Source organism: Kineococcus sp. TRM81007 (assembly GCF_022669155.1).
Classification (GTDB): domain Bacteria; phylum Actinomycetota; class Actinomycetes; order Actinomycetales; family Kineococcaceae; genus Kineococcus.
The window spans coordinates 18,949-44,594 of record NZ_JALBVB010000035.1; the positions used below are offsets into that span (position 1 = coordinate 18,949).

Genomic DNA, 25,646 nt, shown 5'->3' on the forward strand with positions numbered 1-25,646 from the left:
GCCACCCGTCATCCACCTGGATGACGAGCTCCGGGCATCTTCATCCACTCGTCCCTGGCCCCGGCGCCCTTGCGGGCTTAGCGTCGTCAGGGTGTTCGGACAAGTGGTCCTCGGCGTGGCGGGCTCGCCGCGCGTGCGCTCCCTCGTGACCGGGAGCGGCCTCAGCCGCCCCGTCGTGCAGCGCTTCGTCGCCGGGGAAGACGCCGACGCCGCGCTGCGCGCGGTCCGCGCCCTCGCCGCCGACGGCGTGCGCACCACCCTCGACGTCCTCGGCGAGGACACCACCCGCCCCGAGCAGGCCGACGAGACCGTCGCCTCCTACCGCGACCTGGTCACCCGGCTCGCCGACGCCGGCCTGGCCGACGGCAACGAGGTGTCGGTGAAGCTGTCCGCCCTCGGGCAGGGCCTCCTCCCGGACGGCCCGGCGCGCGCCACCGAGCGCGCCCGCGCCCTCGTCGAGCACGCCCACGCGCACGGCGTGGACGTCACCCTCGACATGGAGGACCACACGCGCGTCGACGCCACCCTGGAGACGCTGCGCGCGCTGCGCGCCGACTTCCCCCGCACCGGCTGCGTGCTGCAGTCCATGCTGCGGCGCACCCCCGGCGACGCCGCCGACCTGGCGCACCCCGGGTCGCGGGTGCGGCTGGTCAAGGGCGCCTACGCCGAACCCGCCGAGGTCGCCCACCCCGCGAAGAAGGACGTGGACCGCGCCTACGTGCGCTGCCTGCGCACCCTGCTGGACGGCGGCGCGTACCCGATGGTCGCCACCCACGACCTGCGCGTCGTGCGCATCGCCGAGGAGCTGCTGGCCGGACGCGCCCCCGGGGCGGCGGAGTTCCAGATGCTCTACGGCATCCGCACCGACGAGCAGCGCCGCCTGGCCGCGGCCGGGCACGTGGTGCGCACCTACGTGCCGTTCGGCACCGACTGGTACGCGTACTTCTCCCGCCGCCTGGCCGAGCGCCCCGCCAACCTCGCGTTCTTCGCGCGCTCCCTCGCCCACGCCTGAGAAACCCCCAGAACCCCAGAACCCGACCCGGAGGTCGTCGTGCAGTCCGTGACCGAGGTCCCCGCCCCCCGCAACGAGCCGGTGCACGGCTACGCGCCCGGCAGCACCGAGCGCAAGCTGCTCACCGACCAGCTCGCCGAGCAGGCCGCGAACCCCGTCGAGATCACCCAGACCATCGGCGGCGTGCAGTCGCCCGGCGGCGGTGAGCGCATCGACGTCGTGCAGCCGCACCGGCACGCGAGCGTGCTCGGCACGTTCGCCGCCGCCACGCACCAGGACGCGAGCGCCGCCGTGGAGGCCGCCGTGGCCGCCGGGCCGCAGTGGGCGGCGATGGACTACGAGGACCGCGCCGCGGTGTTCCTGCGCGCCGCGGACCTGCTGGCCGGCCCGTGGCGGGAGAAGCTCGCCGCCGCCACGATGCTGGGCCAGTCGAAGACCGCGCAGCAGGCGGAGATCGACGCGCCCTGCGAGCTGGTGGACTTCTGGCGGTTCAACGTCGCGTTTGGCCGCCGCCTCATCGCCGAGCAGCCGGTGTCCTCGCCGGGGGTGTGGAACCGCCTGGACCACCGCCCGCTGGAGGGTTTCGTCTACGCGGTCACCCCGTTCAACTTCACCGCCATCGCCGGCAACCTGCCCACCGCCCCGGCGCTGATGGGCAACACCGTGGTGTGGAAGCCCAGCCCGACGCAGATGCTGTCGGCGCACTGGACGATGCGGCTGCTGGAGGCGGCGGGCCTGCCGCCCGGCGTGGTGAACCTCGTCGGCGGCGACGGGCGCGCCGTCTCCGACGTGGCGCTCGCCGACCCCCGCCTGGCCGGCATCCACTTCACCGGTTCCACCGCCACCTTCCAGCACCTGTGGCGCACGGTGGGGGAGAACATCGCGGGTTACCGCACCTACCCGCGCCTGGTGGGGGAGACCGGCGGCAAGGACTTCGTGGTGGCGCACCCGTCGGCCGACCCGGAGGTGCTCGCCACCGCGATGCTGCTGGGCGCGTTCGAGTACCAGGGCCAGAAGTGCTCGGCGGCCTCGCGGGCGTTCGTGCCGCGCTCGGTGTGGGAGCGGATGGGGTCCGGGTTCCTGGCCCGGGTGGACTCGCTGACCTACGGCGACGTCACCGACCTGTCGAACTTCGGCGGTGCCGTCATCGACGCCCGCTCGTTCGCGAAGAACGCCGCCGCGATCGACCGCGCGAGGGCCACCGCCGGTGTCGAGGTCGCCGCGGGCGGCACGTACGACGACTCCGAGGGGTACTTCGTGCGGCCGACGGTCCTGCTGGGCGAGGACCCGGCCGACGAGCTGTTCTCCACCGAGTACTTCGGCCCGATCCTCGCCGTGCACGTCTACGACGACTCCCGCCCGGGCGCGTGGGAGGACGTCCTGCGCCTGGTGGACTCCGGCTCGCAGTACGGCCTGACCGGTGCCGTCATCGCGGACGACCGCGTCGCGGTGCGGCAGGCGCAGGACGCCCTGCGCTTCGCGGCCGGGAACTTCTACGTCAACGACAAGCCCACGGGCGCCGTCGTGGGCCAGCAGCCGTTCGGCGGCTCGCGCGGCTCGGGCACCAACGACAAGGCCGGCTCGATCCTGAACCTGCAGCGGTGGACCAGCCCGCGCGCCGTGAAGGAGACGTTCGTGGCGCCGACCACGCACGTGTACCCGCACATGCGCTGACACCCCCGCGGCCCCGGTGATCGCCCGTCGTTTCGCCGGGGCCCGCGGCGGGTAGTGAACGACCATGAGCCACGACAGGAGCTCCACGCGCACGGACGACCTGTCGGTCGTCCACCGCACCGGCTCACGCGCCGCTTCGGCCGGCGCCGAGCCCGCCGCCGCGCCCGTGCCCGGCCCCGGCCCCGTGGTGTCCGCCGCCCCGGCGGGGGAGTCCGTCGGTCAGCTCGTCAGCGACCTGACGCAGCAGGTGTCGCACCTCGTGCGCGACGAGGTGCAGCTGGCGAAGATGGACCTGACGGAGAAGGGCAAGAAGGCCGGGAAGGGCCTGGGTGCCTTCTCCGTCGCGGGACTGCTGGCGTTCTTCGGGATCGCCGCACTGGTGACCACCGCCATCGCGGCGCTGGCGCTCGTCCTGGACGTGTGGCTGTCGGCGCTCATCGTGGCCGTGGTGCTGCTGGCGGTGGCCGCCGTGGCCGCCCTGGTGGGCAAGAAGGAGGTCCAGCAGGCGACCCCGCCCGTGCCGCAGGCGGCGGTGGACGGTGTGAAGAAGGACATCGACGCCGTCAAGGAGGGTTTCAAGCGATGAGCAGCACTCAGCCCACCCCGCCCGCCGACCGCGAGGCGCTCGAGCGCGACATCGTGCGGACGCGGGAGCGACTGGCGGAGACCGCCGACGCGCTGGCCGCGAAGGCGGACGTGAAGGCGCAGGCGCAGCACAAGGTCGACGACCTCAAGGCGCAGGCCCAGCACAAGGTCGACGACGTGAAGGCGCAGGCGCAGCACAAGGTGACGGGCGTGAAGGACCGCGCCGTGTCCTCCGTGCACGGCGCCAGCGACAGCGCCCCGGGCAGCCCGAAGGCGCAGGGTGGCGCGCTGGCGGGTGCCGTCGTGGTGGCCGTGGCGCTGACGGTCTGGCTGGTCGTGCGCCGCGGGCGCCGCTGACCCCGTTCCCTCCCCCTCGCGGGTGCCGGAACCCGCCGTGGCCCTGCGCTGTCGAGAGCTCGGCAGCGCGAGATCACGGCGGGTCCTGCGCGTGCGGGGTCAGGCGGTGGGGGACGGGGCGGCCGACAGGGGTGAGGCGGGCACCGTGCCGCCCGCCTCGGCGCGCACGACCGGGGCGACCTCGGTGCCCAGCAGCTCGATCGCGCGCATCACCTCGCGGTGCGGCACCGTCCCCGCGCTCAGGTGCAGCATGAACCGGTCGATCCCCAGCTGCTCGCGCTGCAGCAGGACCTTCTCCGCGACCTCCTGCGCCGAGCCGACGAGCAGCGCCCCGCGGCGGCTGCGGGCCGCCTCGTAGCCGGTGCGGCTGAAGGGCCGCCAGCCGCGCTCGCGGCCGATGGCGTCCATCGCGTACCGGTACGGCTCGAAGTGGACGTCGACGGCCCGCTGCGAGGTGTCGGCGACGAAGCCGTGCGAGTGGGTCGCCACCGGGAGCGTCGCCGGGTCGTGGCCGGCGCGGCGGGCGGCCTCGCGGTAGAGGTCCACCAGGGGGCGGAACTGCGCGGGCTCGCCGCCGATGATGGCGACCGCCAGGGGCAGGCCCAGCGTCCCGGCGCGCACGACGGAGGCGGGGTTGCCGCCCACCCCGATCCACACGGGCAGCGGCTGCTGCACGGGCAGCGGGTACACGCCGAGGCCGTCGATCCCGGCGCGGTGCCGGCCGCCGGGCCAGACGACGTGCGCGGGGTCGCGCCGGATCGTCAGGAGCAGGTCCAGCTTCTCCGTGAACAGCTCGTCGTAGTCGTCGAGGTCGTACCCGAACAGCGGGAAGGACTCGATGAAGGAACCTCGCCCGGCGAGGACCTCCGCCCGCCCGCCGGAGAGGCCGTCGAGGGTGGCGAACTGCTGGAAGACGCGCACCGGGTCGTCGGAGGACAGGACGGTGACGGCGCTGGAGAGCCGGATGCGGGAGGTGCGGGAAGCGGCCGCGGCGAGCGCGACGGCGGGTGCGGAGGCGGCGTAGTCGGGCCGGTGGTGCTCGCCGAGGCCGTAGACGTCCAGGCCGACCTGGTCCGCCAGCTCGATCTCCTCGACGACCTCGCGCAGCCGCTCCGCGTGGCTGATCGTGGTCCCGGTGCTGTCGGGCGTGGTCTCCGCGAAGGCGCTGATGCCGATCTCCACCCTGGTCCCCTCCCCGGCGCCCGTCGGGCGCCTCGTCGCGGGTGCCGGACGGCACCTCGTTGCGCGTTCAACGATCTGTGGCTGCTGCGTCTTCCCGGCTTCCGGCGGTGTGCCCGCCGTCTGGGGTCTCGACTAGGTTCAGCCTCCGTGAAGAGGTTGCCGTTCGCCGAGGCCAGCGGCCTCCGCGAGGCCTACGAGGCGGTCGACTGGACCGCCACCCCCGTCGGCGACCCCGCGGGCTGGCCGCGCCCGCTGCGCCAGGCCCTCGAGCTGGCCCTGGGCACCCGCTTCCCCGCCCTCGTCTGCTGGGGCCCGCAGCTGGTGATGCTCTACAACCAGCCCTACGCCGACATGGTCGAGGGCAAGCACCCCGGCGCGCTGGGCCGCCCGGTGCGCGAGGTGTTCCCCGAGGCCTGGGACGAGCTGCGCCCCCTCTTCGACAAGGCGCTCGCCGGCGAGGCCACCTGGTCGGTGGACCTCTACCTGCCGCTGCACCGCAGGGGCTTCCTGGAGGAGTCGTACTTCACGTTCTCCTACTCGCCGCTGCTCGGCGAGACCGGCGCCGTCGAGGGCGTCATGGACATCGCGGTGGAGACCACCGGGCAGGTGCAGGACCACCGCCGCCTCGAGCTGCTCACCCTCCTGGGCGACCTCGCCACCGACCTGGACTCCCCGGCCGAGGTCGCCGCCCGCGCCCTCGACGTCCTGCGCACCGCCCCGCTGGACCTGCCCGAGGTGGACCTGCACCTGCCGGGCGCGGCGGGCGGGCGCCACGAGCACGTGCTGCCGCCCGCGCCCGAGCCGCTGCGCCCCCGCCGGGTGCTCGTGCGCGAGGACGGCGGCGCCGGCCCGCTGGCGTGGGCGCCGATCCCCGCCGCCCTCGGCGGCGGCTCGCCCGGGGTCCTCGCCGCGCGCCTGAGCCCGCGCATCGCCCCCGACGCCAGCTACCGCGACTTCCTGCGCCTGGTCGCCGCCACCGTCGGCGACGGGCTGTCCGCGGCCGCCTCCTACGAGGCCGAGCGCCGGCGCGCGGACCTCCAGGCGTGGCAGGCGCAGCGCCTCGGTGGCCTCGTCGCCGTCGCGCAGGCGCTGCCCGACGTGGACGCCGAGGTCGACGTGCTGCGCGTGCTGGGCCGGGGCGCGGCGGCCCTGCTCGGCGCGGACGGCATCGTGCTGGGCCTGCTGGAGCCCGACGAGAGCGGCACCGGCCGCCTCGACGTCCTCGGCGACACCGCCGACCCGGCCGCGGCGGCCCTGCCGGCGGCACTGCGCGGCGTGCCGGTCGTCGACGCCGCCGCCGGGACGGCCGCCTGGCCGCTGCGGCTGACCGACCGCACCGTCGGTGTCCTGAGCCTGTCCTGGCGCCGCCCGCGCGAGCTGCGCCCGGAGGACCGCGACCTGCTCACCGCGCTGGCCGCCTCCGCCGCGCAGGCCGTGGACCGGGTGCGGGCCCGGCGCGCCGAGCGGGAGGCCGCCGACGCGGTGCGCTCGCTGGCCGAGACGCTCCAGCGCAGCCTGCTGACGTCGGCGCCGCAGCCGGAGCACCTGGAGATCGCGGTGCGGTACCTGCCGGCGGCCGAGCACGCCCAGGTCGGCGGCGACTGGCACGACGCCTTCCTCACCGCCTCCGGCACCGCGTGCCTCGTCATCGGCGACGTCACCGGTCACGACCAGGACGCCGCCGCCGCGATGGGCCAGGTGCGCAACCTGCTGCGCGGCATCGGCTACTCCCTGGAGGTCTCGCCCGCCTCGGCGCTGTCCGCGCTGGACCGCGCCATGCGCGACCTGGGCGTGGGGGCGCTGGCCACCGGCGTGCTGGCCACCGTGGAACCGGTGGAGGGCGCCCGCGCGTGGCGGCTGCGCTGGTCCAACGCCGGGCACCCGCCGCCGGTGGTCCTCACCCCCGACGGGCGGGTGGAGGTGCTGCGCACCGACCCGGACCTGCTGCTGGGTATGGACGCGGGCTTCCAGCGCGCCGACCACGTCCACGGCATGGTTCCCGGCGCCACGGTGCTGCTGTACACCGACGGCCTCGTGGAGCGCCGCGGCGCCTCCATCGACGACGGAGTGGACTGGCTGGCGGCCACCGCCGCCCGCTTCGCGGACCTGGGCCCGGACGGCATCTGCGACGCGGTGCTGGCGGAGGTCGCCGGTCACGCCGAGGACGACGTCGCCGTCCTGGCGGTGCGGGTGCGCCCGGAACCGGGGGTCGCCCCCCGCGCCGGCGCGTAGCCGCCGTCGGCCAGGCCCGCCCACCGCTCGAACACGTTCAGCCGCGGGTCGTTGCGGGTGACCAGCGCGTTCAGCCCGTACAGGGCCAGGAACGGCACGGTCCCCAGCAGCGCGTACTGGTCGGCGTGCCGGGACTCGTGCCGGCGGCGCCGCTCACCGCCCAGCCCGCCGTGCAGCCAGGCGTTGCCGACGGTGGTGCCGCCGCGCCCGTAGGTGCGCGGCGGCATGGGCGCGCACTCCACCAGCAGGTCCGCGCCGAGGACGGGGCGCACCCCGTGCGCCCGCGCCCACCCCACGGCGACGAGCGTGGCCGGCAGGTTCCGCCAGGCCCGGTACAGGTGCCAGGCGCGTCGGGCGGTGCTGGTGGTCGGCACGCGGGCCCCCTCGTGGTGGTCGTCGGCGGGTGGTCCCTAGCGGTCGTGCCGGGAGCGCCCGGCACGCGAGCCGGCGTAGGCGGGCTCCCGCAGCCGCAGCCACCCGGCGGGCATCTCCAGGCCGGGCACGGGGTAGCGGCCGGGGTCGAAGGTGATCGTGCGGTCGGGCGCGGTGGCCGGGTCCTGGTGCAGGTGCAGCCGCGCGAACGGCCGCCACGGCCCGCGCGGGGCGGCGACGGCCAGCGTGTACGCCCCGTCGCGCCAGCGCGCGCCGGCGAGCAGGGGGCCGGTGGGGGTGCGGAACGCCGCGACGCTGCTGTGGGTGCCGGAGCGGTGGTCGAGCGCGGGCCGCAGCAGCCGGCGGCCCGCGCCGGTGTCGAACGTGGTGGACAGCAGCAGGTCGCGCGGTTCCCCGTCGGGGCCGCTCACGCGCACGGCCAGGCCGAGGACGTCGGGCAGCGGACGCGGCACCCCCGCGGCGCGGGAGAGTCGCACCACTGCCCGGTCGGTGCCGGGCTCGTCGACCCACGGGACCCCGACGGGGTCGGTCAGCCCGTGCCGGACGACCTCGCCGGCGACGACCGCCCCGCGCGTGTGCACGGCCTTGCCGCGGCGCAGCGAGGCGGCGAGGCGGAACGCGGTGCGCAGGGCGGGGCTGTCGGGGACGGCGCCGGGCACGTCGGGGACGGGGGCACCCGCCTCCGGCACGCGGTGGCCGGCGTCCGGCCCGGGTGTCCCGGCGGGCGGGCGGGGCGGCGTGCCGTCCGGTGCGGGACTGGTCCGGCGCAGCGTCTCGTCCACGCCGCCATCCTGGGACCCCCGCCCGCACCCCGCACCCGCACCCACCCCGCCCCTCTCGACGACCCCACCGTGACCTTGCGCGGTTGAGCACTCAACCCCGCAAGATCACGGTGGGGGAGGGGAGCGGTTGTGGTGAGGCCCACGCGCCCCGCGGGAGGGTCCACAGCGTCACCGGCGTTGAACAGGACGTGCAGAGCGAGCAGCTCACCCGTCCCCGCCCGTGGACCCCCACCACCGCCTACGTCACCGCCTCCGCGCAGGCCGAGCCGCACGGCCGCGCGATCCTGGACCGCCTCGCCGCAGCCGGCGTCGAGGACGTGCGGCTGCTGAGCGGCGACCGCCTGCCGAGCCTGCGCGGCGCCGACGAGCGCGCCACCTACGCCGCCGCGAAGCGCACCCTCGCCGTCGTCACCAGCCCCGCCTCCAAGCGCCGCCCCTCGCCCATCCCGCCGAGCGCGGACTTCGCCTTCCCGATCGCCGAGGGCTGCCCCGGCCACTGCCAGTACTGCTACCTCGCCGGGTCCCTGTCGGGCCCGCCGATCACCCGCGCGTACGCGGACCTGCCGCGGATCCTCGCCGGCCTGGACGACGTCGTCGGCACCGGCACGGTCACCTCCGGCACCGCCGCGCGCGGCCACGAGGGCACCACCTTCGAGGCGTCCTGCTACACCGACCCGCTCGCCGTCGAGCACGTCACCGGTTCCCTGTCCGCGACGATCGCGCACTTCGGCACCCACGACTTCGGCGGGCCCGTCCAGCTGCGCCTGACGACGAAGTACGACGACGTCGACGGTCTGCTGGACCTGCCGCACGGCGGGCGCACCCGCGTGCGGGCGTCCGTGAACGTGCCGGGGGTGGAGCGGTTCGAGGGCGGCACGGCGCGCGTGCCGGCGCGCCTGCACGCCCTGGGGCGCCTCGCCCGCGCCGGCTACCCCGTGGGTCTGACGATCGCCCCGATCGTGCCGGTCGACGACTGGCGCGAGGCGTACGGGCGGCTGCTGGCCGACGCGGCCGCGGAGCTGGCGGGCGTGCCCGGCCTCGACCTCACCGTCGAGTGCATCACCCACCGCTTCACCCCGCGCAGCAAGGAGGTCCAGCTGGGCTGGTACCCGCGCACGAAGCTGGACCTGGAGGAGTCCACCCGCGTGCGCAAGCACGGGCGCTTCGGCGCCGTGAAGTTCGTCTACGACGCCGCGACGACGCGCGAGCTGCGCTCGTGGTTCGAGCAGGTGCTGGCCCGCGAGCTGCCCGCGGCCCGGTACCTGTACTGGACGTGATCGCCGTCCCGGCCCCGCGCGCGCTGCGCGGGTCCGCCCGGTCGGGCGGGGCCCTCGAGCTGCGCGCCCGGCGTGCCGAGTACCGGGGGGTGGAGACCACCCCCGGCGCCGCGCAGGACGCGCTGCTCGCCGAGCTGCCGGCGCTGACCGCCGGGCCCGTCACGCTCGACGGCGTCCTCGGCGCGGTGGTGGACCGCCTGGCGCCGGTGGGGGTCGTCTCGGGCGCCACCGCTCGATCGCTCGAGGAGCGTGGCCGCGGAGGTACGAGCGTCGGCGCGCCCGCGGGTTCGGGGGCGACGCGCGTACGGCTGCGGCTGTGCGGGGAGGACCTGGGCGAGCTGGCCCTGGCCGCCGGGGACGGCCCGCCGCCGCGCCCGGACGTCGTGGCGGCCGTGGCGCACCACGTCGCCGTGGTCCTGGGGACGGAGGTGCTGCGCCGCGAGCGCGCCTTCGACGCGGCGGCGGCCGCGGCGGTGCGCCGGCTGTTCGAGGAGGGCTCGCGCGCCGGCGACGTGGAGGAGGCGGCCCTGCTGCTGGCGCGGGTGACCGCCGACGTGTTCGGCACGGAGTTCGCCGCGGTGCACGTCACCGACGGCGAGGGGGTCATCCGCGCCGTGGACGGCGTGGGGGTGCCCGAGGGGGTGGCGGAGCTGCTGCAGCGCTGCCTGGTGGGCCGCCCGGCGGCCGAGTCGCCGGTGTGGCGGCGCGCGGAGCGCGAGGGCGGGCCGGTGCTGTCCGAGGACGCCGCCCGCGACCCGCGCCGCTCCGGCGGCTTCGTGGAGCTGCTGGGCCTGCGCTCGTACGCGGCGATGCCGCTGCTGTCGGCGGGCGGGCCGGTGGGGATGGCGGTGTGCGGCGACGTGGCCCCCGGGCGGCGCTGGACGGCGCGCGAGCGCGAGCTGGCGCGCCAGCTGGCGCTGGAGGGTGCGCTCGTGGTGGACAGCGCCCGGATGCGGCAGGCGGAGCGGGCGCGCCTGGCGGAGGTCACCGAGCTGGCGCACACCGACCACCTGACGGGCCTGCCGAACCGCCGGGCCCTGCTGGAGGCCCTGGAGGGTGCGTGCGCCGGCGCGGAGCCGGCGGCGCTGCTGCTGGTGGACCTCGACGGCTTCAAGCAGGTCAACGACACCCTGGGCCACCACGCGGGCGACGTGCTGCTGCAGCAGGTCGCGGCCCGGCTGCGGGCCGTGGTCCCGGAGCCCGGGCTGGTGGCCCGCCTGGGTGGGGACGAGTTCGCGGTCCTGCTGCGCGGCGAGCCCGGCCGGCCGGTGGACGCCGGGGCCGCGCTGGCCGTGGCGCACCGGCTGGAGCGGGTCGTCGCCGAGCCGGTGCGGGTGGACGGCCTCGACGCGCGCGTCAGCGCCAGCATCGGCGTCGCGCCGGTGGCATCGGGCGCGGCGGCGGTACCGGGCGTGCTCCGCGCGGCGGACGAGGCGATGTACCGCGCGAAGCGGGCGGGCGGCGGGTCGGTCCCGGCCTGCGGCTGACGCCCGCGGGTGCGGGAGGATGCGGCACGTGAACCGCACCCCCGACGTCCCCCCGTTCGGTCTGCTCCTGGACGTCGACGGTCCCGTGGCCAGCCCCGTCACCCGCACCGTCAGCGCGCCCGGGCTGCTGGGGAGCCTGCTGGAGCTGCTGGCCGCGGGCGTGCCGGTGGTGTTCAACACGGGCCGCTCGGACCGCTTCCTGCGCGAGAACGTCGTCGGCCCGCTGCTGGCCGAGGGTCTGCCGGAGGGGGCGCGGCTGCACGCGGTGTGCGAGAAGGGCGCCGTGCACTTCTCGATCACCGCCGACGGCGCCGGCCCCCTGCACGTGGACGCCGACCTGGCGGTGCCGCCGGCGGCGGTGGAGGCGCTGGAGTCGATGGCGCGCCGCGACTTCGCGGACACGATGTTCGTGGACCCCGGCAAGCACGCGATGGTCTCGATCGAGCAGCGCGTGGAGGTGCCCAGCGCCGACTACCTCGCCGCGCAGGAGCGCTTCGACGCCGCCGCGGTGGAGCTCATGACGGGCCTGGGCATGGGCGTGGAGCACCGCGGCGAGCGCAGCCCGGACGCCGCCGGCCGGGTGGGCTGGCGGGTGGACCCCACGATCATCTCCACGGACGTGGAGTCGGTGCTGCTGGGCAAGGACCGCGGCGCGGACACGGCCCTGCGGCTGCTGGCGGCGGACGGGCCGCTGCCGCGCGCCTGGCGCACGGCGGGCGACTCGCGCACCGACTACGCGATGGCGGACCGGCTGCACGAGCTGGGCCACGACGTCGCGCACGTCGACGTGCGCCCCGCGGACGGCGTCCTGGACCGCCCGTACCCGGTGCTGCTGCCGGCGCGCGCGGTGAACGACGAGGCCGGCGCGGCGTGGCTGGCGCGGTTGGCGGCCGTGGTGCGTGGTGAGGCGCCCGACGACGTCGGTTTCGACGACCACCTCGCGGCCTGAGCCGTCACGCCCATACTGGGCGTGTGCGACCGACGGCGCTGAGCAACCGGGGATGCCCCTTGCCGCTCCACGCACCCCACCCGCGCACGCACCCGGTGCCGCGGTCGTGAGGGGGGAGCTCCTGCGAGCGGCGGTCGCCGACCCCGCCCGCCTGGGGGCCGTGGACGCCTGCGGGCTCCTCGGGGTGCGCGACGCCGACCTGCAGGGCGTGGTGGACCACGTCGCCGGGGTGCTGGCGGCGCCGGTGGCGGCCCTGGAGCTGGTCCGGCCCGGCCGGCAGTGGTTCCCCGCCGAGCGGGGCCTGCGCACGTCGGGCGCCGAGGTGCCCGACGAGCTGTCCCCGGGAGCCCACGTGGTCGCCGCGGGAGCACCCCTGAACGTGGCCGACGCCCGCGGTCACCCGGTCTTCCGGCACCACCCCTTCGCGGCGCGCGGCGCGGTGCGCTCGTACCTGGGCGTGCCCCTGGTCGACGAGGACGGCTTCGTGCTGGGGGCGCTGTCGGTGGCCGACCGGCACCTTCGGCGGTTCACCGCGGCGGACCGGGAGGTGCTGCGCAGCCAGGCGCACCTGGTGCGCGCGCTGCTGGCCCTGCGCCGCCGGGCGGGCGCCCACGAGCGCGACGCCCGCCTGCTGGAGGCTCAGCGGGACGTGCTGGAGGCGATCGTCGCCGGGCACCGGCTGCCGGCGGTGCTGGAGCGGCTGGCCCGGCACGTCGAGGCGCTGGTGGGACCGGACGTCATGTGCGCGGTGCTGCTGCTCGGCGAGGACGGCACCACGATGCGCGACGGCGCCGGCCCGAGCCTGCCGGCCGCCTACCGGGCCGCCGTGGACGGGATGCCCGTCGCCGAGGGCGTCGGCTCCTGCGGCACCGCGCTGTTCCGGCGGGAGCCGGTCGTCTCCGGGGACATCGCCACCGCCGCCGAGTGGGCCGAGCACCGGGGGCTGGCCGCCGAGCACGGCCTGGCGGCGTGCACGTCCCTGCCGGTGCTGGGGGAGGACGGCACCGCCCTGGGCACGTTCGCGCTGTACCGCCGCCGCCCGGGGGCCGTGCCGGTGGACGGCGTGGTCCCGGCCCTGCGGGACCTGACCCGGGTGGTGATCGAGCGCGACCGCGCGGCCCGGGAGCTGAACCGGCTGGCCACCCGCGACACGGTGACGGGCCTGCTGAACCGCACCGCGTTCCTCGAGCGCGCCCGGCGCGTGCTGGCCGAGCCGACCGCACCCGGTGCGGTGCACGCGGTGGTGCTGTCCGACGTGGACCGCTTCAAGCTGGTCAACGACTCCCTGGGGCACGCTGCCGGCGACGGCTACCTGCGCGCGGCGGCCGGTGCGCTGCGCTCGGTGCTGGGCCCGCGGGACCTCGCCTGCCGCTTCGCGGGGGACGCGTTCACCGTCGTCCTGCCGCACGTCGACCGGGGCGCCGCCCTGGAGGCGGCGGAGCGGGTGGGGGCGTGCTTCACCCTGCCGGTGCACGTGCCCGGCCACGTCGTGCACCTGAGCGCCAGCACCGGCCTGACCACCACGGCGCTCAGCGGGACGGGCGACCCCGACGTGCTGCTGGGGGACGCGGACGAGGCGATGCACGTCGCCAAGCGGGCGGGCCGGTCCCGGGTGCGGGTGTACGACGCGGAGCTGCGGCAGCGCGCGGCGGCCCGGCGGGGGCTGTCGCTGGCCCTGCGCGACGCGGTGGGCACCGGCCAGTTCGAGGTGCACTACCAGCCGGAGGTGGAGACCGTCTCCGGCCGGTTGGCCGGGTTCGAGGCGCTGCTGCGCTGGACGCGGCCGGGGGTGGGCCCGGTGCCGCCGTCGGAGTTCATCCCCGTCGCCGAGGGCGAGGAGCTCATCGGCGAGCTGGGCCGGTGGGTGCTCGCGTCCGCCTGCGGCCAGATGGCACGCTGGCGCGCCGAGCACCCCTCGGCGCGGGACCTGCGGGTGTGGGTGAACGTCTCCCCGCACCAGCTCGGCGACGAGGGGTTCGCCGACACCGTCGTCGCCGTCCTGGCCGAGGCGGGCCTGCCCGCCACCGCGCTGGGCCTGGAGATCACCGAGTCGGCCCTCATGGTGGACGAGGCGGCGGCCTGCTCGATCCTGGGCCGGCTGCGCCGCCTGGGCGTGCGGGTGGCGGTGGACGACTTCGGCACCGGCTACTCCAGCCTGTCGGCGCTGCGGACCCTGCCGGTGGACGTCGTCAAGATCGACCGCTCGTTCACCGCCCGCCTGGGGGAGGGTCCCGGCGACGTGCGCATCGTCGACGCGATCGTGGCGGTGGGGCACGCGCTGGGCCTGTCGGTCGTCGCCGAGGGCGTCGAGCACGCCCACCAGCACGACGTGCTGCGGGTGCTGGACTGCGACCTGGTTCAGGGGTACCTGTTCGGGCGGCCGGCCCCCGCGGAGCGCTCGGAGCGGGTCCTCGCGGTCCGCGGCCGGACGGGCGAGGACCGCGGGGACGAGCGCGGGGACGACCGCGAGGGCGGACGCGGGGGTGACCGCGGGGGCGACCGCCACCGCCTGCACCCCGCGACGCCCGAGCGCGCCTAGAGTTCCCCCGTGGCTCGCGTCGACACCCAGTACGAGGACCTGCTGCGGCACGTGGTGGCGGACGGCACGCCGAAGGCGGACCGCACCGGCACCGGCACCCGCTCCTGGTTCGGCGCCCAGCTGCGCTACGACCTCTCCGCCGGCTTCCCGCTGGTCACCACCAAGCGCGTGCACTTCAAGTCGGTGGCGCTGGAGCTGCTGTGGTTCCTGCGCGGGGACTCCAACGTGCGCTGGCTGCAGGAGCGCGGCGTGAGCATCTGGGACGAGTGGGCGGACGCGGACGGCGACCTGGGCCCGGTCTACGGGGTGCAGTGGCGTTCCTGGCCCACCCCGGACGGCCGGCACGTGGACCAGATCGCGCAGGTGCTGCACACGCTGCGCACCGACCCGGACTCGCGCCGCATGGTGGTCTCGGCGTGGAACGTGGCCGAGCTGGAGAAGATGGCGCTGGCCCCGTGCCACGCGCTGTTCCAGTTCCACGTCGCCGACGGGAAGCTGTCCTGCCAGCTGTACCAGCGCTCCGCGGACCTCTTCCTCGGCGTGCCGTTCAACATCGCCTCGTACGCGCTGCTGACGCACCTGGTGGCGGACGAGGTGGGCCTGGCGGTGGGTGACTTCGTCTGGACGGGCGGTGACGTGCACGTCTACGACAACCACGTCGAGCAGGTCGCCGAGCAGCTGAGCCGCGAGCCGCACCCGTTCCCGCGGTTGCGGGTGCGGCGGGCGCCGCTGCTGGAGCACGAGTTCGAGGACTTCGAGCTCGACGGCTACGTGCACCACCCCGCCATCAAGGCGCCGGTCGCCGTCTGAGGAGCCGCCCGGGGCGCCGGTCGGGCCGCGGGCCCCTCGCGCGCGGCGTCGCGCCGTGCGACCGTGGGACACCGGCCCCCTCACCCGGGGCCCGACCGCGAGGAGGTCGCGATGACGCTGGTGGTGTCCCTCGTCGTCATCCTGCTGGTCGCCGCCCTGGTGGGCCGCACCGTGGCGCGGTCCCGGCCGGGTGCGCGCCCCTCCGCCGGGGAGCCGCGCGCCGGCCTGGGCATCGAGCTGCCCGACGTGCTCGGCGAGCGCCCCGCCCGCCGGCGCTGACCGGCCTCGCTCGGTCCACGTGCCTCAGTCCACGTCGACGCCGAAGTCCTGCGCGATGCCGCGCAGGCCGCTGGCGTAGCCCTGACCGACGGCGCGGAACTTCCACTCCTCGCCGCGCCGGTACACCTCGCCGAACACCATGGCGGTCTCGGTGGAGGCGTCCTCGGACAGGTCGAAGCGCACGACCTCCTCACCGGTGGCGCGGTCCACGAGCCGGATGAAGGCGCCGTGGACCTGCCCGAAGCTCTGCCGTCGCGCCTCCGCCTCGTGGATGGACACCGCGAAGACGATGCGCTCGCACTGCGGCGGCACGGACAGCAGGTCGACCTCGACGACCTCGTCGTCGCCCTCGCCCTCGCCGGTGCGGTTGTCGCCGGCGTGCCGCACGGCCCCGTCGGGGCTGGCGAGCTGGTTGTAGAAGACGAAGTGGGCGTCGGAAAGCACCTTGCCGCCGGCGCCGAGCAGCAGCGCGCTGGCGTCGAGGTCGAAGTCGACGCCGGTGGTGGTGCGCACGTCCCAGCCGAGGCCGACGGCGGCCTCGGTGAGGTTCGGCGCCACCTTCGTCAGCGACACGTTGCCGCCCTTGGCCAGCGTCACGCCCATGCCGGTCCTCCTCGCTCGTGGTCCCTGCGGCGTCCCTGCGGCGTCCGGTCCGCCCGACGCTACCGGCGCGGGCCGGGCGGCACCCGGTGGGCCCGCCCGGGAACAAGGTCCCCGAGCAACGGGTTCGGGACGGTGCCGGCGAACGGTCCCCGGTCCTCCCCACAGCCCCAGACCGAGGAGTCCCGTGCCCCCCACCCGCCGCCTGCCCGAGCGCGCCGCCTTCTGGCTGGTCGCCGCCACCCTCGCCCTGCTGGTGTCGGCGTCCTCCGCGCCCTCACCCGTCTTCCCCGTCTACCAGCAGGAGTGGGGCCTGAGCGCCACGACCGTCACGGTCGTCTTCGCCGTCTACGCCGGCACCCTGCTGCTGGCGCTGCTGACGGTCGGCTCCCTCTCGGACCACCTGGGCCGGCGCACCGTGGTGCTGGCCGGGCTCGCCGGCGTGCTGGTGGCGCTGGCCGGGTTCCTGCTCGCCGGGTCGGCCGGCTGGCTGATCGCCGCGCGCGCCCTGCAGGGCGTCGGCACCGGCGCCGCCATCGGCGCGCTCGGCGCGTGGCTGCTCGACCTCGGCGGCTCCCGCACCACCCTCGCGCAGACCCTCAACGGCGCCGCCCCGCCGGTCGGGCTCATGGTCGGCGGCCTGGGCGCCGGCCTGCTCGTGCAGTACGCGCCCGCACCGGCCCGCCTCGTCTACGCGGTGCTCGCCGTCCTGCTCGTCGCCTGCGCCGCCCTGCTGCTGGCCGCCCCGGAGACCTCCCCGCGCACGCCGGGCGCCCGCGCCTCCCTCGTGCCGTCCGTGCGGGTGCCCGCCGCCACCCGCCCGGTCCTGGTGGCCCTGGCCCCGGCCCTGACCGGCAGCTGGGCCCTCGGCGGGCTGTTCATCGGCCTGGGCCCCTCCGTCGCCGCGGGCGTGCTCGGTCGCACCGACCACCTCGTCGGCGGCCTCGTCGTCGCCAGCCTCACCGGCACCGGCGCCCTCGTGGGCGTCCTGACCCGGAACCTGCCGCCGCGCCGGGTGGCCGTCGTCGGCTCCGCCGCCTTCCTCGTGGGACCGGCCCTGCTGGTCGTGGCGCTGCAGCTGGCGTCCACGCCGCTGTTCTTCGTCGCCTCCGTGGTCTCCGGCGTCGGTTTCGGCGCCGCCTTCCAGGGGGGCTTGCGCGCTGTCGTCGCCACCGCTCCCGCGGCCGAGCGCGCCGGCGTCCTCGCCGCCGTCTACGTCATGTGCTACCTGGCCTTCGGCGTGCCGTCGGTCGTCGGCGGCCTGCTCACCCCGCTCGTGGGGCTGCGCACCGTCGCCGAGGGGTACGCCGCCCTCGTCGCGCTGCTCGGTGCCGCCTCGCTGCTGCTGGCCGCCCGCTCCGCCCGGCGCGCCGCGGTGGGCGTGCCGACCCCGCGCCGCGAGGCGGCCGGATCCGGCTCGCCGGTCGGCCGGTGACGCCCCGCTGATCCGGTTCAGCACCGGCGCACAACCGGGGAGACTCCCGGCGCCGCCCGCCCTACGCTGGGTGGTGACGGTGAGCGACCCGCCCCGTCCCGCTCCGCCCGACGTCGCGCGGCGCACCACTCGTCCAGGCTCCCGAGGACCGCTCCCGCGATGACCGCGCTGCCCACGTCCACCCCCTCCACCACCGACACCACCCCCGCCCGCGGCTCGTCGACGTTCGGGCTGATCCTGCTCCTGGGCGTCATGGCCGCCCTCGGCGCGGTGACCATCGACCTCTACCTGCCGTCCCTGCCGGAGGTCGCCCGCGACCTCGGCGTGACGGACGCCAGCACCCAGCTGACCATCACCTGCGTGCTCGTCGGCTCCGCCCTCGGGCAGCTGGTCAGCGGCCCGCTCAGCGACGCCTACGGCCGCCGCCGGCCCGCCCTGGTCGGCTTCAGCGTCTACGTCGTGGCGTGCCTGCTGTGCGCGGTCGCGCCGAACCTGACCGCCCTGGTGGCGTTCCGGTTCCTGTCCGGCGCGGGTGCCGCGGCCGGTGCGGTCGTCGGCATGGCGATCATCCGCGACCTCTTCACCGGCCCGCGCGCCGCACGGCTGATGTCGCGGCTGGTGCTCGTCATCGGCGTCGCCCCCCTCTTCGCCCCCACGGTCGGCGGCGCCATCGCCGCGCACACCGGCTGGCGCCCCGTGCTGGCGCTGCTGTCGGTCGCCGGCCTGCTGGTGATGCTCGCGGTGTGGCGCCGGCTGCCGGAGACCCGCCCGGAGCTGGCCGCCGGCCGCGCCGGTGCCGTCCCCGCGCAGGCGTCCCGCGAGCGCACCGCCGAGCCGGCTGCGGCCGTGCCGGTGGCCCGCCGCCGCGGCGACCGGGTGCTGCGCGCCTTCGCCGGCTACGGCGCCCTGGTGCGCGACCGCCGCTTCCTGGGCCTGGCCGTCGTGCCCGGTCTGGCGATGTCCGTGGTCATGAGCTACGTGGCGACCTCCCCGTTCGTCTTCCAGGAGGGCTTCGGCCTCAGCCAGGGCCAGTACGCCCTGCTCTTCGCCGTCATGGGCACCGCCCTCGTCGGCGGCAGCCAGCTCAACGCCGCCCTGGTGCAGCGCTTCGGCTCCCCGGCGCTGCTGCGCGTCGGCGTCACCGCCGCGTTCACGCTCTCGCTGGTCCTGGGTGCCGTCGTCCTGTCCGGCGTGGACAGCCTCGTGGTGTTCGCCGCCCCGCTGTGGCTGATGCTGCTGAGCCTCGGCCTGATCATGCCCAACGCGGTGACGATGGCCCTGGAGCCGTACGGCGCGAGCGCCGGCTCGGCCGCCGCCCTCGTCACGGCCCTGCAGTCCGGCGTCGGCGGCCTCGTCGGCGTCCTCACCGGCGCCCTGGGCGGTGACGCCGGCGCCATGGCCCTCGTGGTCGCGGTCGCCACCGCGCTCGCCCTCACCCTCGTCACGGCCGTCGCCGCCGCCGACCGGCGCACGCAGGTGGCCCGGGCCTAGGCTCCGGCCATGAGCTCGATCACCGACCCGCGCCCGGCGGCCGAGGACGTCGACTCCTCGGTGCGCCCGCAGGACGACCTCTTCCGCCACGTCAACGGCCGCTGGCTGGCGACCGCCGAGATCCCCGAGGACCGCGCGGTCGACGGCGCCTTCGTGCGCCTGCGCGACCAGTCGGAGGCCGAGTGCCGCACCATCGTGGAGGCCGCCGCCGCGGCCGCGGCGGACGGCTCCGCCGCACCCGGCAGCGTGCAGCAGAAGATCGGCGACCTCTACGCCTCCTTCACGGACACCGACCGCGTCGAGGCCCTCGGCGTGAGCCCCGTCGCCGGTGAGCTGGAGCAGGTCGACGCCGTCACCGACGTCGACGACCTCGTGCGGCTGCTGGGCCGCTTCGAGCGCCTCGGCGTCGGTGGCCCCTTCGCGTACTGGGTGGACACCGACAACGCGAAGTCCGACGAGTACGTCGTCTACGTCACCCAGTCCGGCCTGGGCCTGCCCGACGAGTCGTACTACCGCGAGGAGCAGTACGCCGACCTGCGCGAGGCGTACGTGGCGCACGTCGAGCGGGTCCTGACCATCGGGGGCCGCCCCGACCCGGCCGGCAGCGCCCGCCGCGTCCTGGAGCTGGAGACGGCGCTCGCGGCCCACCACTGGGACCGGGTGCGCAACCGCGACGCGAACGCCACCTACAACAAGCTGGACCGCGCCGGTCTGGCGGCGCTGCTGCCGGGCGTGGACCTGGGCGCCTGGACGGCCGCGGCCGGCCTGCCCGACTCCGCCTTCGAGCAGGTCGTCGTGCGCCAGCCCAGCTACCTGGAGGGCATGGCCGGGGTGCTCACGGGCACGCCGGTCTCCACGTGGCGCGAGTGGCTGGGCTGGCGGGTCCTGCACCAGGCCGCGCCGTACCTCCACCAGGAGCTGGTGGCGGAGAACTTCGCCTTCTACGGCACGACGCTGACCGGCGCACCGCAGCTGCGCGAGCGCTGGAAGCGCGGCGTCGGCCTGGTGGAGGGCGCCCTGGGCGAGGCGCTGGGCGAGCTGTACGTCGCCGAGCACTTCCCGCCGGAGGCGAAGGCCCGCATGGAGGAGCTCGTCGCCAACCTCGTCGAGGCCTACCGCCAGGACATCGAGGCCCTGGACTGGATGACGCGCGAGACGAAGGACCGCGCGCTGGAGAAGCTGGCGAGGTTCACCCCCAAGATCGGCCACCCCGACGAGTGGCGCGACTACTCGGCCCTGACGATCGAGCGCGGCGACCTGCTGGGCAACGTGCGCCGCGCCTTCGCCTTCGAGGTGGACCGGGAGCTGGCCAAGCTGGGCGGCCCCGTGGACCGCTCGGAGTGGTTCATGACCCCGCAGACGGTCAACGCCTACTACAACCCGGGCATGAACGAGATCGTCTTCCCCGCGGCGATCCTGCGCCCGCCGTTCTTCTCCCTGGACGCCGACGACGCCGAGAACTACGGCGGCATCGGGGCGGTCATCGGCCACGAGATCGGCCACGGCTTCGACGACCAGGGCTCGAAGTACGACGGCGACGGCAACCTGCGCGACTGGTGGACCGACGCCGACCGCGAGGAGTTCGGCAAGCGCACCGCCGCCCTCATCGCCCAGTACGACGCCCTGGAGCCGCCGGAGACCCCCGGCAAGCACGTCAACGGCGCCCTGACCGTCGGCGAGAACATCGGCGACCTCGGCGGGCTGACCATCGCCCACAAGGCGTACGAGATCGCCCTGGGCGGCCGCGAGGCCCCCGTCGTGGACGGCCTCACCGGCAGCCAGCGCCTCTTCTTCGGCTGGGCGAGGGTGTGGTGCGGCAAGGTCCGCCCCGCCGAGGTGGAGCGCCGCCTGGCGATCGACCCGCACTCGCCGCCGGAGTTCCGCTGCAACGCGGTCGTGCGCAACCTCGTGGAGTTCCACGAGGCGTTCGGCGTGCAGCCGGGCGACGGGCTGTGGATGGACCCCGCGGAGCGCGTCCGCATCTGGTGACGTGCCGCCCGGCGGGCGCGCTCAGGTGGCCAGCGCCACCCGGTCGCGCCCGCCGGCCTTGGCCGCGTACAGCGCGCGGTCGGCGGCGAGCAGCAGGTCGTCCGGCGTGGTGCCGTGCTCGGGGCAGGCGGCGATCCCCGCGCTGATGGTGACGCGCGCGGCGCCGCCGTCCACGCGCAGCAGGGCGCAGGCCGTCCGCAGCTGCTCGGCCCGTTCGGCCGCGCCGGCGGCGTCGGTGCCGGGCAGCACCACGACGAACTCCTCGCCGCCGTAGCGCACGACGTCCTCGGCGCGCGCGTGCTCGCGCAGGAGCCCGGCCACCGCGACGAGCACCGCGTCACCGACGGCGTGCCCGTGGGTGTCGTTGACGGCCTTGAAGTGGTCCACGTCCAGCAGCACGAGGGCGACCGGGTGCCCGCCGCCGGCTGCGGCGCGCAGCCGCTCGGTGAGGTCGTCGACGAAGCGGCGCCGGTTGCGCAGCCCGGTGAGGGGGTCGCGGGCGGCTTCCTCGGCCAGGTCGGCGCGCAGCCGCTCGATGGTCTCCACGTGGCGGCGCAGCTGCGCGTTGGCCTCCTCCAGCGCCCGCTGCTGCGCGCGCTGGGCGGTGACGTCGCGCAGCACGGCCACGCGGCCGAGGACGCGCCCGCGGGGGTCGTGGATGCGCCGCACCCGCACGTCCAGGCCCACCGCGCCGAGCTGGACGACGTCCTCGCCCTCCCCGGCGCCCACGGCGTCGGCGAGGGCGCGGCCCGCGACGGCCTCCAGCGCCTCCCCGACGGCGGCGGGCGGCTGCCCGAGGTGCTGCAGGAGGGCGGTGGCCGCGGGGTTGAGGTCGACGACGCGCCCCTGCCCGTCGACGACGAGGACGGCGTCGCCGAGCGTGTCGACGACGAGGCCGCGCGCCACGGGCAGCAGGTGCAGCAGGTCCTGGCGCAGCACCGAGAACGCGAAGAGGAGACCGGTGACGGCGAACACGGCGGGGGTGGTGTCGACGTTCAGGACCTCGGCCGGCAGCGTGGTGGTGACGACGTTGACGGAGGCCGGCAGGGCCATGGCCAGCAGGACGGTGCCGAGCTGGCGCCGCAGCAGCCCGGTGGCGTACCGGCGCCGGCGCGCGAGCACCGCCACGCCGGTGGCGACCACCGCGTAGCTGTAGAGGGCGTGCGCCCAGAACAGCGGGCCGAGGGTGGTCTGCCGGACGGGCGGGTCGCCGACGTGCTCGACGCTGGCGTAGAACAGCCGCGTCGCCGGGTCGGCCAGCAGCGCCAGCTGCACGAGCAGCGGCTCGACGCACAGGAGCAGCACCCTGCGGGCGGTGAGGCGCCCACCGGTGACGGTGTGCGCGAACAGCCGGTTGGCGGCGACGGCGCCGGTGATCCCGAGGTACTGCACGTGCACGAGGGCGTCGAGGACGGCCGGCCGCTGGCCGGTGTTGAGCATCACCACGGCCGTGGACCACACGCTCACCGACACCAGCGACGCGGTCAGCGGCACGGCGGCGCTCGTCCGCGCGCGCCGCTGCCAGGTCAGCGCCGCTGTGACGGCGGTGACCACGGAGGCCAGCGCGACGACGAGCGTGAGCGCTCCCACCGTCCCGTCCGCTCCTCCCGCTGCGCGCGCCGGTTGGGTCCAGCGCGCTTCGAGCTTCTCATCGGCGCCCGGCACGTCCGGGTGGACCACCCGGACGGGTGGTGGTCGTCCGGTCGCGCCGCTCAGCGCTGCGGCGGCCCCGGGGGCAGGCGGGGGTGCAGCAGGTGCGCGACCAGCGCGGTCCACCCGGTCTGGTGGGTGGCGCCGAGCCCTTCGCCGGTGTCCCCGTCGAAGTACTCGTTGAACGTGGGGTGCTCCTGCCACAGCGGGTCGTCGCTGGCCTCGATGCGCTCGCCGTCGGCCGGTCGCCGGCCGTCCACGGGGCGGAAGAGGGAGACGAGGCTGTCGTCGATGAGGTCGGCGGCCTGCACGAGCGTGATGCGCCGCCCGGAGCCGCGCGGGTGCTCGACGGTGACCTCGTCGCCGAAGAAGCGCCCGTAGGTGCGCAGCTTGTCCGCCAGCAGCACGTTGACGGGGAACCAGACGGGCCCGCGCCAGTTGGAGTTGCCGCCGAACAGGGCGGTGCGGGACTCGCCGGGCTCGTACACGATCGAGGAGTGCTGCCCGCTGACCTCGGTGGTGATGTGCTCCGTGACGGACGCGGACAGCGAGCGGACGCCGTAGTCGGACAGGAACTGCTCGGGGTCGAACATCCGATCGAGGATGCGCGTCAGCCGCGGCTTGTCGAGCAGGGAGAGCAGCATCTGCCTCCCGTCGGGCCCGGAGCGCGTCAGCAGCGGCAGGGTCAGCTCGGGTCGGCGCCGCTGCAGCCACCGCAGCCGGGCGGTGAGGTCGGGGCACTCCTCGGAGATCCAGGGCGGCACCTCGGTGGCCCCGAGGATGGGCAGGAGCCCCACCATGGACGGCACCCGCATCGGCTCGGCGGTGCCGTCGGGGTGCAGCAGGACGTCGTAGAAGAAGCCGTCGGCCTCGTCCCAGAGCGTCACCTCCTGCGAGCCGAAGGACATCATCGCCTGCGCGATGGACAGGAAGTGCTCCAGGAACTTCGTCGCGACGTCCTCCCACGCGGGGTCGTGCCGCGACAGCTCCAGGGCGATCTTGAACATCTGCTGGCAGTAGAACGCCATCCAGCTGGTCGCGTCGGACTGCTCGAGCCGGTACCCGGGGGGCAGCTGCGCGGAGCGGTCGAAGAGGCCGATGTTGTCCATGCCGAGGAAGCCGCCCTCGAAGAGGTTGGAGCCGTCGGCGTCCTTGCGGTTGACCCACCACGAGAAGTTCAGCAGCAGCTTGGTGAACACCCGCACGAGGAAGCCCTGGTCGCGGTACCCGTCGAGGCGGTACACGTGCCAGGCGGCCCAGGCGTGCACGGGCGGGTTGACGTCGCCGAAGGCCCACTCGTACGCGGGCAGCTGCCCGTTGGGGTGCATGGACCACTCGCGGCACATGAGGACGAGCTGCTCCTTGGCGAACTCGGGGTCCACGTGCGCGAGCGGGATGCAGTGGAAGGCGAGGTCCCAGGCGGCGAACCAGGGGTACTCCCACTCGTCCGGCATGGAGATCACGTCGGCGAGCGCGAGGTGCCGCCAGCTGGTGTTGCGCCCGCCCTTGGCCCGGCGCGACTCGGGGGCGGGCTCGGTCCACGGGTCGCCGTCGAGCCACTGCCGCACGTCGTAGCGGTACAGCTGCTTGGTCCACAGCAGCCCGGCGTAGGCCCGCCGCGCGATGTGCCGGTCGGAGGCGGTCAGCCCCTCGGGCAGGACGGCGTCGTAGAAGGCGTCGCTCTCGGCGGCCCGGTCGCGCAGGACGGCGTCGAAGCCGTCCCCGAAGGTGTGCCGGCCGGGTTCGTTCGGCGACAGCCGCAGCCGGACCTGGACGGTCTGCCCGGGCAGCACCTCGTCGAAGCGGTACCAGAAGGCCGCCTTGGTGCCCTGCAGGGCGGGGTTCACCGCGGAGGCGTCGCCGCGCACGATGCGCCGGTCGATGCCGTCCTTGGTGTGCTCGGCGGTGTTGCGCTCGGCGCCGAAGAGCTCCACGGCGTTGGTCTCGTTCTCGCAGAACAGCACCTCGGGCGAACCCTCGGCGGTGACGAAGTACCGGCCCAGGTGCCCGTGCTGGCACTCCACGGCCTCCAGGCCGCCCACGGTGAGGGTGGGGGGCAGCACCTGCTCCATGGCGCCCCGGCGCTTGTCCCAGCCCCAGGACCAGGTGTTGCGGAACCAGACCTGCGGCACGAGGTCCAGGGGGGCGGGGTCGGGCCCGTGGTTGGTGGCGCTGATCACCGCGCAGACGTCGTCGGGCGAGGCCTTGGCGTAGGTGACCTCGACGTCGAAGAAGCGGTTGCCGTCGAGGACGCCGGTGTCGCCGAGCTCGTGCTCGCGCTCCTCGCGGCTGCGCCGGGCGTTCTCCTCGCGCAGCTGCGCGTAGGGGAACTCGGCCTGCGGGTAGCGGTAGAGCCAGCGCATCCAGCTGTGCGACGGCGTGCCGTCGACGGCCCACCAGTACTCCTTGACGTCCTCGCCGTGGTTGCCCTCGCCGTTGGTGAGCCCGAAGAGGCGCTCCTTGAGGAAGGGGTCCTTGCGGTTCCAGAGGGCGATGGAGAGGTTGAGGAAGCCGAAGCGGTCGCAGATGCCGCCGAGGCCGTCCTCTCCCCACCGGTAGGCGCGCGAGCGGGCGTGCTCGAAGGGGAAGGCGGACCACGCGTCCCCGGACTCGGAGTAGTCCTCGCGGACGGTGCCCCACTGCCGGCCGGACAGGTAGGGGCCCCACAGGCGCCAGGGGCCGTCGGGGCCCGGCGACTCGGCCATCCGGCCGTGCTCGGCGGTCGGGTGCCCCTGAGGTGGCGGTGTCTGGGCGGGCTCTTCCACCGCTCCATCCTGCCAACAGGGGCTCGCCGGTGCCGACTCGGCGATCACGGCGCCGAGACCGCCTGCCCTGCAACGCTTTCGCTGTCGACGGGTCGCGGATTTGGTGGTTGGGGTCGGGGCGGCGTACTGTTCTTCATGTCGCCGGGACGAGGCGGCCG

Annotated in this window: 20 protein-coding genes; 14 read left to right on the plus strand and 6 right to left on the minus strand. The window is 75.8% G+C overall.

The genetic code is table 11. From position 1 onward, the window contains the following. Nucleotides 1–91 precede the first annotated feature (91 nt). From MN205_RS04855 to MN205_RS04870, 4 genes are all read left to right on the plus strand, one after another. Nucleotides 92–1,012, plus strand: coding sequence for a proline dehydrogenase family protein (locus MN205_RS04855; RefSeq protein ID WP_242124852.1), 921 nt, complete (start codon nucleotides 92–94; stop codon nucleotides 1,010–1,012). A gap of 39 nt (nucleotides 1,013–1,051) precedes the next feature. Then, a complete protein-coding gene (gene pruA, locus MN205_RS04860; RefSeq protein ID WP_242124854.1) occupies nucleotides 1,052–2,686 on the plus strand; it encodes an L-glutamate gamma-semialdehyde dehydrogenase in 1,635 nt (544 codons plus the stop codon). A 64-nt stretch (nucleotides 2,687–2,750) separates the two neighbouring features. Then, nucleotides 2,751–3,272 carry a phage holin family protein gene (locus tag MN205_RS04865; protein WP_242124857.1) on the plus strand — a complete coding sequence of 174 codons (522 nt, stop codon included), beginning with the start codon at nucleotides 2,751–2,753 and terminating at the stop codon, nucleotides 3,270–3,272. Next, nucleotides 3,269–3,628 (plus strand): DUF3618 domain-containing protein, encoded by a 360-nt coding sequence (locus MN205_RS04870; RefSeq protein WP_242124860.1) that lies wholly within the window; start codon nucleotides 3,269–3,271, stop codon nucleotides 3,626–3,628. The genes MN205_RS04865 and MN205_RS04870 overlap by 4 nt, the downstream gene beginning before the upstream one ends. 99 nt (nucleotides 3,629–3,727) lie before the next feature. On the opposite strand, the gene MN205_RS04875 is transcribed toward MN205_RS04870, so the two are convergent. Next, a complete protein-coding gene (locus MN205_RS04875) occupies nucleotides 3,728–4,810 on the minus strand; it encodes an LLM class flavin-dependent oxidoreductase (protein WP_242124862.1) in 1,083 nt (360 codons plus the stop codon). Between the two features lie 147 nt (nucleotides 4,811–4,957). Between MN205_RS04875 and MN205_RS04880 the strand changes: the two genes are divergently transcribed. After that, nucleotides 4,958–7,042 (plus strand): SpoIIE family protein phosphatase, encoded by a 2,085-nt coding sequence (locus tag MN205_RS04880; protein ID WP_242124864.1) that lies wholly within the window; start codon nucleotides 4,958–4,960, stop codon nucleotides 7,040–7,042. On the opposite strand, the gene MN205_RS04885 is transcribed toward MN205_RS04880, so the two are convergent. Both MN205_RS04885 and MN205_RS04890 read right to left on the minus strand, forming a co-directional pair. Then, nucleotides 6,964–7,416 carry a hypothetical protein gene (locus MN205_RS04885; protein ID WP_242124866.1) on the minus strand — a complete coding sequence of 151 codons (453 nt, stop codon included), beginning with the start codon at nucleotides 7,414–7,416 and terminating at the stop codon, nucleotides 6,964–6,966. The two genes, MN205_RS04880 and MN205_RS04885, sit on opposite strands and share 79 nt — an antisense overlap. Before the next feature lie 36 nt (nucleotides 7,417–7,452). After that, a complete protein-coding gene (locus MN205_RS04890) occupies nucleotides 7,453–8,217 on the minus strand; it encodes a hypothetical protein (protein ID WP_242124868.1) in 765 nt (254 codons plus the stop codon). Between the two features lie 188 nt (nucleotides 8,218–8,405). Here MN205_RS04890 and MN205_RS04895 point away from each other — a divergent pair, with 188 nt between their 5' ends. From MN205_RS04895 to MN205_RS04920, 6 genes are all read left to right on the plus strand, one after another. Then, nucleotides 8,406–9,494: a spore photoproduct lyase family protein gene (locus MN205_RS04895; RefSeq protein ID WP_242124870.1), complete on the plus strand. Its 1,089-nt coding sequence runs from the start codon at nucleotides 8,406–8,408 to the stop codon at nucleotides 9,492–9,494. Beyond that, entirely contained in the window at nucleotides 9,491–10,981 is a 1,491-nt protein-coding gene (locus tag MN205_RS04900; protein ID WP_242124872.1) for a diguanylate cyclase, read from the plus strand. Before MN205_RS04895 ends, MN205_RS04900 begins: the two co-directional genes overlap by 4 nt. A gap of 19 nt (nucleotides 10,982–11,000) precedes the next feature. Beyond that, nucleotides 11,001–11,930, plus strand: coding sequence for a hypothetical protein (locus MN205_RS04905; RefSeq protein ID WP_242124874.1), 930 nt, complete (start codon nucleotides 11,001–11,003; stop codon nucleotides 11,928–11,930). 106 nt (nucleotides 11,931–12,036) lie between these two features. Then, nucleotides 12,037–14,469, plus strand: a complete 2,433-nt coding sequence (locus MN205_RS04910) for an EAL domain-containing protein (protein WP_242124876.1) — start codon at nucleotides 12,037–12,039, stop codon at nucleotides 14,467–14,469. 9 nt (nucleotides 14,470–14,478) lie between these two features. After that, nucleotides 14,479–15,279 carry a thymidylate synthase gene (locus tag MN205_RS04915; protein WP_242124878.1) on the plus strand — a complete coding sequence of 267 codons (801 nt, stop codon included), beginning with the start codon at nucleotides 14,479–14,481 and terminating at the stop codon, nucleotides 15,277–15,279. 111 nt (nucleotides 15,280–15,390) lie between these two features. Next, nucleotides 15,391–15,558, plus strand: coding sequence for a hypothetical protein (locus MN205_RS04920; RefSeq protein ID WP_242124879.1), 168 nt, complete (start codon nucleotides 15,391–15,393; stop codon nucleotides 15,556–15,558). A 24-nt stretch (nucleotides 15,559–15,582) separates the two neighbouring features. Here MN205_RS04920 and MN205_RS04925 read toward each other — a convergent pair whose 3' ends face one another. Further along, on the minus strand, nucleotides 15,583–16,161 hold the full coding sequence (locus MN205_RS04925) for a TerD family protein (protein ID WP_242124881.1): 579 nt from the start codon (nucleotides 16,159–16,161) through the stop codon (nucleotides 15,583–15,585). Between the two features lie 184 nt (nucleotides 16,162–16,345). Here MN205_RS04925 and MN205_RS04930 point away from each other — a divergent pair, with 184 nt between their 5' ends. The 3 genes from MN205_RS04930 to MN205_RS04940 all read left to right on the plus strand — a co-directional run bounded on the left by MN205_RS04930 (nucleotide 16,346) and on the right by MN205_RS04940 (nucleotide 21,073). Next, nucleotides 16,346–17,593: an MFS transporter gene (locus MN205_RS04930; protein WP_242124884.1), complete on the plus strand. Its 1,248-nt coding sequence runs from the start codon at nucleotides 16,346–16,348 to the stop codon at nucleotides 17,591–17,593. Between the two features lie 159 nt (nucleotides 17,594–17,752). Continuing rightward, a complete protein-coding gene (locus MN205_RS04935) occupies nucleotides 17,753–19,084 on the plus strand; it encodes a multidrug effflux MFS transporter (protein WP_242124886.1) in 1,332 nt (443 codons plus the stop codon). 9 nt (nucleotides 19,085–19,093) lie between these two features. Continuing rightward, nucleotides 19,094–21,073, plus strand: a complete 1,980-nt coding sequence (locus MN205_RS04940) for a M13 family metallopeptidase (RefSeq protein ID WP_242124888.1) — start codon at nucleotides 19,094–19,096, stop codon at nucleotides 21,071–21,073. 21 nt (nucleotides 21,074–21,094) lie between these two features. Here MN205_RS04940 and MN205_RS04945 read toward each other — a convergent pair whose 3' ends face one another. Beyond that, on the minus strand, nucleotides 21,095–22,663 hold the full coding sequence (locus tag MN205_RS04945) for a diguanylate cyclase (RefSeq protein ID WP_242124890.1): 1,569 nt from the start codon (nucleotides 22,661–22,663) through the stop codon (nucleotides 21,095–21,097). 122 nt (nucleotides 22,664–22,785) lie between these two features. After that, entirely contained in the window at nucleotides 22,786–25,428 is a 2,643-nt protein-coding gene (locus tag MN205_RS04950; protein WP_255818038.1) for a glucosidase, read from the minus strand. Between the last annotated feature and the right edge of the window lie 218 nt (nucleotides 25,429–25,646).

Bases quoted from the DNA above. Each gene is read 5' to 3' on its own strand.
- MN205_RS04865 (WP_242124857.1), top strand. From the start codon at position 2,751: ATGAGCCACGACAGGAGCTCCACGCGCACGGACGACCTGTCGGTCGTC.
- MN205_RS04870 (WP_242124860.1), top strand. From the start codon at position 3,269: ATGAGCAGCACTCAGCCCACCCCGCCCGCCGACCGCGAGGCGCTCGAG.
- MN205_RS04905 (WP_242124874.1), top strand. From the start codon at position 11,001: ATGCGGCACGTGAACCGCACCCCCGACGTCCCCCCGTTCGGTCTGCTC.
- MN205_RS04920 (WP_242124879.1), top strand. From the start codon at position 15,391: ATGACGCTGGTGGTGTCCCTCGTCGTCATCCTGCTGGTCGCCGCCCTG.
- MN205_RS04925 (WP_242124881.1), bottom strand. From the start codon at position 16,161: ATGGGCGTGACGCTGGCCAAGGGCGGCAACGTGTCGCTGACGAAGGTG.
- MN205_RS04935 (WP_242124886.1), top strand. From the start codon at position 17,753: ATGACCGCGCTGCCCACGTCCACCCCCTCCACCACCGACACCACCCCC.
- MN205_RS04940 (WP_242124888.1), top strand. From the start codon at position 19,094: ATGAGCTCGATCACCGACCCGCGCCCGGCGGCCGAGGACGTCGACTCC.
- MN205_RS04950 (WP_255818038.1), bottom strand. From the start codon at position 25,428: ATGGCCGAGTCGCCGGGCCCCGACGGCCCCTGGCGCCTGTGGGGCCCC.